The sequence below is a fragment of the Pedobacter sp. 01N416 genome (genome assembly GCF_056399685.1).
The window spans coordinates 1-7,545 of the sequence record NZ_JBFTRT010000230.1 but is presented as its reverse complement, the minus strand read 5'-3'; the positions used below and the strand labels follow the sequence as shown (position 1 = coordinate 7,545).

The 7,545-nt window shown below is 38.6% G+C and carries 7 protein-coding genes; 2 read left to right on the top strand and 5 right to left on the bottom strand.

What is annotated here, in order from left to right:
* Positions 1-417: 417 nt before the first annotated feature.
* The 3 genes from AC1DND_RS14080 to AC1DND_RS14070 form a co-directional block, all read right to left on the bottom strand.
* A complete protein-coding gene (locus AC1DND_RS14080; RefSeq protein ID WP_477582466.1) occupies positions 418-1,188 on the bottom strand; it encodes a succinate dehydrogenase/fumarate reductase iron-sulfur subunit in 771 nt (256 codons plus the stop codon).
* Between the two features lie 81 nt (positions 1,189-1,269).
* Complete coding sequence (locus AC1DND_RS14075; protein WP_057931499.1) at positions 1,270-3,249, bottom strand: fumarate reductase/succinate dehydrogenase flavoprotein subunit; 1,980 nt, start codon at positions 3,247-3,249, stop codon at positions 1,270-1,272.
* Positions 3,250-3,266: 17 nt separating this feature from the next.
* Positions 3,267-3,947, bottom strand: a complete 681-nt coding sequence (locus AC1DND_RS14070; RefSeq protein ID WP_215129647.1) for a succinate dehydrogenase cytochrome b subunit — start codon at positions 3,945-3,947, stop codon at positions 3,267-3,269.
* Positions 3,948-4,284: 337 nt separating this feature from the next.
* Here AC1DND_RS14070 and AC1DND_RS14065 point away from each other — a divergent pair, with 337 nt between their 5' ends.
* Positions 4,285-5,406 (top strand): TlpA family protein disulfide reductase, encoded by a 1,122-nt coding sequence (locus AC1DND_RS14065; RefSeq protein ID WP_477582464.1) that lies wholly within the window; start codon positions 4,285-4,287, stop codon positions 5,404-5,406.
* An 89-nt stretch (positions 5,407-5,495) separates the two neighbouring features.
* Here the strand turns inward: AC1DND_RS14065 and AC1DND_RS14060 are convergent, their stop codons facing one another.
* Together AC1DND_RS14060 and AC1DND_RS14055 are read right to left on the bottom strand one after the other, a co-directional pair.
* On the bottom strand, positions 5,496-5,687 hold the full coding sequence (locus tag AC1DND_RS14060) for a cold-shock protein (protein ID WP_010599638.1): 192 nt from the start codon (positions 5,685-5,687) through the stop codon (positions 5,496-5,498).
* Between the two features lie 289 nt (positions 5,688-5,976).
* The gene (locus AC1DND_RS14055) at positions 5,977-6,480 is read right to left on the bottom strand and encodes a hypothetical protein (RefSeq protein ID WP_477582462.1); all 504 of its coding nucleotides are present in this window, start codon (positions 6,478-6,480) and stop codon (positions 5,977-5,979) included.
* Positions 6,481-7,304: 824 nt separating this feature from the next.
* On the opposite strand from AC1DND_RS14055, the gene AC1DND_RS14050 reads away from it, so the two are divergent.
* Positions 7,305-7,545 (top strand): four-helix bundle copper-binding protein (locus tag AC1DND_RS14050; RefSeq protein ID WP_477582460.1); only part of this gene is annotated, 241 nt, incomplete at its 3' end.

The window sequence follows — 7,545 nt, the reverse complement described above, 5'->3', positions numbered from 1 at the left end:
GTCTCGGAAGACTAAATTTAGAAAAATTTTAATGTATATGCAAATATTACAGAATAAAATTTCTAAATACGCAAAATTTTAATATGCAAACATAAGATTATTGCGACTTTCGCAAACTTTTATTTCGAGCCCACTTTGTTGTGCAAGGTTTCGGTTTTAAATTATAAAGTTTCATATGTTTTCATAACAGCGGGCAAATATTAAATATGTATCTGTTTTAGTCGTTAGCATGCTAACAAATCATTAAAATTTATTCATTATTTATTCTTGGTCTATTAACCAGTATTAGTCTGATAATGTGTCTTAAACAGCTATTTAATGATTAGTTTGTAGTTTCCTTTAAAACTAAAAAGCCTCCACGTTGTGGAGGCTCAAGAACCCAGTGGTTAAGCTGGGTGCACAGTATATCTTAAACTTTTAAATGGTTTCTTCTGAAATAAATTTTGCAGATGCAAAATCGCGGTTCATACGAGCGATGTTTTCTAAAGAGATTCCTTTAGGGCATTCGGCTTCGCAAGCACCAGTATTGGTACAGTTACCAAAACCTTCAGCATCCATTTGCGCAACCATGCTCTGCACCCTGCGATAACGCTCTGGCTGACCTTGTGGTAACAGTGCCAACTGAGAGATTTTAGCTGATACGAATAACATTGCTGAAGCATTTTTACAGGTTGCCACACAAGCACCGCAACCAATACAAGCTGCGGCTTCGAAAGCAGCATCTGCCTGCATTTTAGGGATTGGCAGGTTGTTCGCATCTTGCGCATTACCTGTGTTTACCGAAATAAAGCCACCTGCAGCAATAACTCTATCGAAAGCAGAACGATCTACGGTTAAATCTTTTACTACCGGAAAAGCTGCTGCTCTCCAAGGCTCAACAACAATGGTATCGCCATCTTTGAAAGAACGCATGTGCAACTGGCAGGTAGTAACCAAGTCTTTAGGTCCGTGCGGACGGCCGTTGATAAACATCGAGCACATTCCGCAGATCCCTTCGCGGCAATCGTGATCGAATACCACTGGCTCTTCGCCTTTATTAATTAATTGTTCGTTTAATACATCGAACATCTCTAAGAAAGACATATCCGGTGAAATATCGGCCAATTTATAATCTACCAAAGCACCTTTGGCATTGTTATTTTTTTGACGCCAAACTTTTAGCGTTAAGTTCATATTTCCTGTACTCATTGTATCTCAGATTTGAGATTTGAGACATTAGATGTGAGAGCCAAGATTTTCATCTCATGTCTCACATCTCACATCTCTTATCTATTTATAACTTCTTTGTGCTACTTTAATATTTTCAAACTTCAGCTCTTCTTTATGAAGTTCGAAGTTTACACCTTCTTTAAATTCCCAAGCGGCTACGTAAGCATAATTCTCATCATCACGTAGTGCTTCACCTTCTTCTGTCTGATACTCTTCACGGAAGTGACCGCCACAACTTTCGTTACGGTTTAACGCATCAATACACATCAACTCGCCTAACTCGATAAAATCAGCAACGCGGCCAGCTTTTTCCAATTCGGTGTTTAATTCATCAGCTGTTCCAGGTACACGAACATCGCTCCAGAATTCAGCACGTAAAGCTCTGATTTCCTGAATTGCTTCATTTAAACCTTTTTCGTTACGGGCCATACCACATTTCTCCCACATGATGTGGCCTAAACGTTTGTGGAAATGATCTACCGACTTAGTTCCTTTAATATTGATCAGTGTATTTAAAATACCAACTGCTCTTTCTTCAGCCTCTACAAAGGCAGGGTGATCAGTAGGAATTGCTTTTACCGAAATCTCTTTTGATAAGTAAGCACCAATGGTGTAAGGAAGAACGAAATAACCATCAGCTAAACCTTGCATCAAAGCAGATGCACCTAAACGGTTGGCCCCGTGATCTGAGAAGTTAGCCTCGCCAGTACAGTATAAACCAGGTACCGATGTCATTAAGTTATAATCAACCCATAAACCACCCATGGTATAGTGAACCGCAGGATAAATACGCATTGGTGTTTCGTAAGGATTTTCACCGGTAATCTGCGCGTACATATCGAACAGGTTACCATATTTTTCCTTAATTACTGCAGTACCTAAGCGCATACAGGTTTCTTTATCAGGATTGTGGTTACCGGCTTTAGAAGCTTCGATTTTTCCGTAACGTTCTGTATTGGCTTTAAAATCTAAGTATACTGCTAACTTGGAAGCGCCTACTCCATAACCTGCATCACAACGCTCTTTCGCAGCACGGGAGGCCACATCACGAGGAACTAAGTTACCAAAAGCAGGGTAACGGCGCTCTAAATAATAATCTCTTTCATCTTCAGGAATTTCTGAAGCTTTACGGTTATCATCTTTCTTTTTAGGAACCCAGATACGTCCATCGTTACGCAACGACTCAGACATTAGGGTTAATTTAGACTGGTGATCGCCAGAAACCGGGATACAAGTTGGGTGGATCTGCGTGTAGCATGGGTTTGCAAAATAAGCACCTTGTTTGTGTGCTTTCCATGCTGCAGTAACATTACTTCCCATCGCGTTGGTAGAAAGATAGAATACGTTGCCGTAACCACCTGTTCCCAATACCACTGCATGACCGAAATGACGCTCTATTTCTCCTGTAATTAAGTTACGTGCAATAATACCACGTGCTTTGCCATCGATTTTAACAACCTCAAGCATTTCGTGGCGGGTATACATTTCTACTTTACCCATACCAATCTGGCGTTCTAAAGCAGAATATGCGCCTAATAATAACTGTTGACCAGTTTGACCAGCTGCATAAAAAGTACGTTGTACCTGTGTACCACCGAATGAGCGGTTATCTAACAAACCACCATACTCACGTGCCAAAGGCACACCCTGAGCCACACACTGATCTATAATGTTGGCACTTACTTCGGCCAAACGATGCACATTGGCTTCGCGGGCACGATAATCGCCACCTTTAATCGTATCGTAAAAAAGGCGATAAACGCTATCACCATCATTCTGATAGTTTTTTGCTGCATTGATACCACCCTGAGCAGCAATTGAGTGTGCTCTACGTGGTGAATCCTGGAAGCAGAAACATTTTACTTTGTAACCCATTTCGGCCAAAGTAGCCGCTGCCGAAGCACCCGCTAAACCCGAACCTACTATGATTACTTCAATAGTTCTTTTGTTCGATGGGTTAACCAAAGGCACAGAAGACTTATATTTTGTCCATTTGCTGGTTAATTCGCCTTCTGGAATATTTGAATTAATATCTGACATATCTTTTGTGCTAAAAATTATTGAATAAGACCGAAATAAACTGCAATCGGCATGGCTGCGAAAAGGATCGAAATAATAACCGAATACCAAACGCCAGCTCCTTTAATTATACCGTTATATTTTGAGTGGTTCCATCCTAATGTTTGGAATGCGGAAGCAAAACCATGCAATAAGTGGTAGCATAAAGAAAACATAGCAAGAATATATACGACAACCCTTACCGGATCCTGAAATTTCTCTTTCATTACCGCATAAAGATCTTCATGTCCGTTGGCATCAACCGTTGGGATTCCTGTAAAACGGGAAACTACCCAAAAATCTTTCAGGTGAACCACCAGGAAAATCAGTAAAAGTGTACCCAATAAGCCCATAGAACGGCTGTACCATTTACTGTTTGCCTTACCATCGTTTACGGCATATTTAACTGGGCGTGCTTTTTGATTTTCCAACGTTAAACGCAACGCCTGAAAAATGTGCGCAAGCAAACCAATAAACAACACAATCTCGCCAGCCCGGATAATCCAGTTAGTGGCCATAAAATGTGCGCCTACGTTAAATGTTAAACCACCGTCGCTAATAAAAATTAAAGCATTAATACCGCAGTGTACAATTAAAAAAAGTATCAGGAACAAACCTGTAATACCCATGATGAATTTCTTCCCTATTGAAGAAGAAAATGCATTTCCGAAACCACTCATTTGATTAGGATTTATATCTAAATTTCTTGCAAAAGTATCTAATTATGAGTTTAATTTATAAACGAATATGACAAAACAACGATAAAACATTTATTTAGAAACATTCTAAAGCATATTCGGAAATAATTGAAAGAATATGGGAACATTTGTGGTTTCACTTACCAAATATTCGTCATTTCGAGGTACGAAGCAATCTCATTATGAAAGCCATAATAAACCAAAGTATAGGATTGCTTCGTCGTTCCTCCTCGCAATGACGATTTTTTGAGAATTTATTTTAGTTATGCAAACCCATATAACTAAGTTTTTCGTTATATTGCTCTATCAAATTATTAACATGAAAAAACAGCTCTATTTACTTACTTTATTAGCGGGCCTCTTCTCTTCCTGCGATCCAACTCCTGCTACTTTTAATCTCGAAACCAAAAACTTTGGCCCAAATGCCGTAATTACCATTCAAAGCGCTGAAAAGGGCGAAACACTGAAAGTTGAAAACATTACCAATAGCAATCAGACTTTTAAAATCAATATCCCAATAAAAGGCTATGCCACTTTAAGAACTGAAGATGGCAGTCGCACCGGAGAATATTACTTCTACCTTGATAAAGGCAGCTTCAAAGGCGTTCTTGATGGAAAAAATATCAATTCATATCCTTTAAAAAGCGTTCCAACTGAAGAGGGTGAGCAATTTATAAACTATTATAAGTTAAAAGACGGCATGAGTAAAAACCTACTTGATAGTTTGGACATTGCTGAATCGGAATTTGACCGAGCCACGCAAAGCAACATTATGGAAAAGGCCAAAAATGCAGACCGTTGGAGAGAGAAAAAAATCTTACTCCAATTGGATATCATAAAGGCCTTTGCTAAAAAGCACCCCGGTTCTGCGCACAGCCTCTTTTTATTGGAACAACTGGGCAGGGCAGATTCGGAGCCCAAAAATTATTTATCGATTTTTAACAGTTTAGATAAGGAAATCCAGGAAAGCAAAAAGGGTAAAAGTCTGTTAGAAGAGATTAAACAAGCTAACCAGATGATGGCGGGAAGTAAAATGCCTAATATTGAAGGAGAAAATCCAGATGGAAAAAAATTCGATCTAAGTATACTTAAAAAGGTAAACCTGGTTATATGCTGGACTTCTTACAGTGGGAAAAGCAGAAAAAACAACCAGGTATTGGTTGAACTCTACGAGAAGTATAAAAATAAAGATGTAGAATTTATCGGGGTATCGTTCGATAAGAAAAGAGACTGGTGGGTAAATGTGATCAAGGACGACCACCTTACCTGGCCACAATATTCAGATCTTCAGGGAGCGAAATCGCCCAATGCAAAGAACCTGAGCAATTATAATGTTACTTACTTCTTTTTAGTAGATAAAAACGGCACTGTATTAACCAACAATGATCTTTCTTTAGATTTTGTTGACAGTGAAATCAGCAAAAATTTGGCAGGCAGATAAATGTGAGGATCGACAATTCAAAAGTTGATTCCACAAAAAAAGTCCCGATTTGCATCGGGACTTTTTACGATTTATGTGTTTGAGTTTTCTTAAGCTACTTTAACATTTACCGCGTTTAGGCCTTTTCTACCTTCTTCTACATCGTAGTTTACGGTATCATTCTCGCGAATGTTATCGATTAAGCCTGAAGCATGAACAAAAATTTCGGCATCGCCATTAGATGGAGTGATAAATCCGAAACCTTTAGTTTCATTAAAAAATTTTACTGTTCCTTGTTGCATTGTATTGTATTTTAATTTGTTTCAAAGATAGAGTTAAATCCCTATAAATCAATTTTTTATTTTTTTATTATATAAATAACGCTAAATATATTGATAGTTTGCCCTTTAAGCCCGATTTAGCGGCCAGATTTAGTCTATCATTGCTCGATGTATTGCCCGGTTTTATCAATAAAGCACGTTCAAAACAGGCCTTTGCCTCCGCTTTTCTACCTGAAAAAAGCAAATACTACGCTAACATATAATTGCCGTCGTAATCAATACGGACTATCTGGAAAGAAATCAGGTTAAATTAACTATAAACCAGGTTTTCGTGCTGCTCATAATTTACCTTCAGATTTTCGGTAATTTTCACCACTAATGTTTCGTTTTCTTTACCATTATAACTTAAGATTAACAGATCACCAATGATTTCGTGTAAAATTAATTTCGGGCTGGTATAGGTGATCGATACCACATGCGCTGCTTTATTTAACAGATCTGAAGCATAAATATGTAATTCGGCCCAATCGAAAAGGATCGGGTGATCTTCTAAATCGCTTAAAACAGGCATTTTATTTGCTAAGGCCGCAATGCTGTTCATTACGGAGTACTGAAGCTTTTGGTGTAATGTATTTGCCTTTTCGCTGGCTTGCTGCATCTGAGAAAAGGTATGTGCGTGCTCATCTAAGTTGTATATTTTTGATCTTTTTTGAAATTCTTTGTAAGTATCGTGAAATATCCGTCTTTCAAAATCTGTTCTGCACATGAAATTGAAATATTGTTTTACGCTGAGGTTAATGCTAGCTAAAGCCATAATATTCGGTTTTTGTTGCTGATTCAAATATGGAACAATAAAAAAAATTAATTTATAGCGTATCGGTAAACGCTGATTATCAATCGGTAAATAGCGAAACTAAATCTTGATTATGAAAAACGGATGAATATTGGTTTGAGTACAGGGATTTGGCTGAACAGCCCGTTATTTAAGATATTTTAACATTTCGAGATTTCCTGAAGGGGGCAACTCGAGCGTAGTTGAAGGATAGTCTTTTTATTAGAAAATGTAACGGTAGTAGTTCTTGGCGGTTTGCAGTCCCGCCATTCGCTTTAGTCCCGATGAAACCTGTGAACAAGCAAGCACACCATAAAAAGAAGAAAACAGTTCTTAAATCGGGAGCTGCCGCTATTGTCGGGTTTAAGAACAAGGGGTTGTACACCCTGCAACCCCAAAAATGAAATGCTGTTGTGGCCAGCTAGCCCCGGTTGAAGCGATACCCTGCAGCAACGAGGTACGAGGCAGCAAAGCGTATAAGCGTAAAACGGGAACGCACTTATTGCTATGTACAAGCATTGCGCTTCAAACATGAAAATATTAAATTGGGTTTTTAAATGCGAAAATAATGATCTTCGACTACGCTCTCCACAGGAGTCCTTTGGACAGACTGACAACCATGGCGCTTAACTTAATGACCTGTGCCTCCTCTGTGGCTAAAAATACAACCTAATAGATTATAGGGCATACACTATTGAATTAGCTGCGCACAAAGCAACCAGTCGCCAATTTCATTTTTTTTAAAACAGTTTAATTTCCAACAGGTTATTAATATACAAAATAGGTATAACCAAAACTTTTACGATATGGAAACGAGAAACAACCATGGTTTAATCCAGGCTTTACTAGATTGCGCGCTAGCTTGCGAGCATTGTGCATCGTCCTGCTTAAAAGAAGAAGACATCAACATGATGATTGACTGTATTAAACTAGATCGGGATTGCGCAGATATCTGTACCCAGGCAGCCCGGTTATTGCAAAGAGATTCAATTATCGGGCATCAATATTTATTGCTCTGTGAAGAAATATGCAGGCTTTGTGCAGCCG

Coding starts and splice junctions, on each gene's coding strand:
- AC1DND_RS14055 (WP_477582462.1), bottom strand. CDS start 6,480: ATGGCTTTAGCTAGCATTAACCTCAGCGTAAAACAATATTTCAATTTC.
- AC1DND_RS14060 (WP_010599638.1), bottom strand. CDS start 5,687: ATGCAACAAGGAACAGTAAAATTTTTTAATGAAACTAAAGGTTTCGGA.
- AC1DND_RS14080 (WP_477582466.1), bottom strand. CDS start 1,188: ATGAGTACAGGAAATATGAACTTAACGCTAAAAGTTTGGCGTCAAAAA.
- AC1DND_RS14075 (WP_057931499.1), bottom strand. CDS start 3,249: ATGTCAGATATTAATTCAAATATTCCAGAAGGCGAATTAACCAGCAAA.
- AC1DND_RS14065 (WP_477582464.1), top strand. CDS start 4,285: ATGAAAAAACAGCTCTATTTACTTACTTTATTAGCGGGCCTCTTCTCT.
- AC1DND_RS14070 (WP_215129647.1), bottom strand. CDS start 3,947: ATGAGTGGTTTCGGAAATGCATTTTCTTCTTCAATAGGGAAGAAATTC.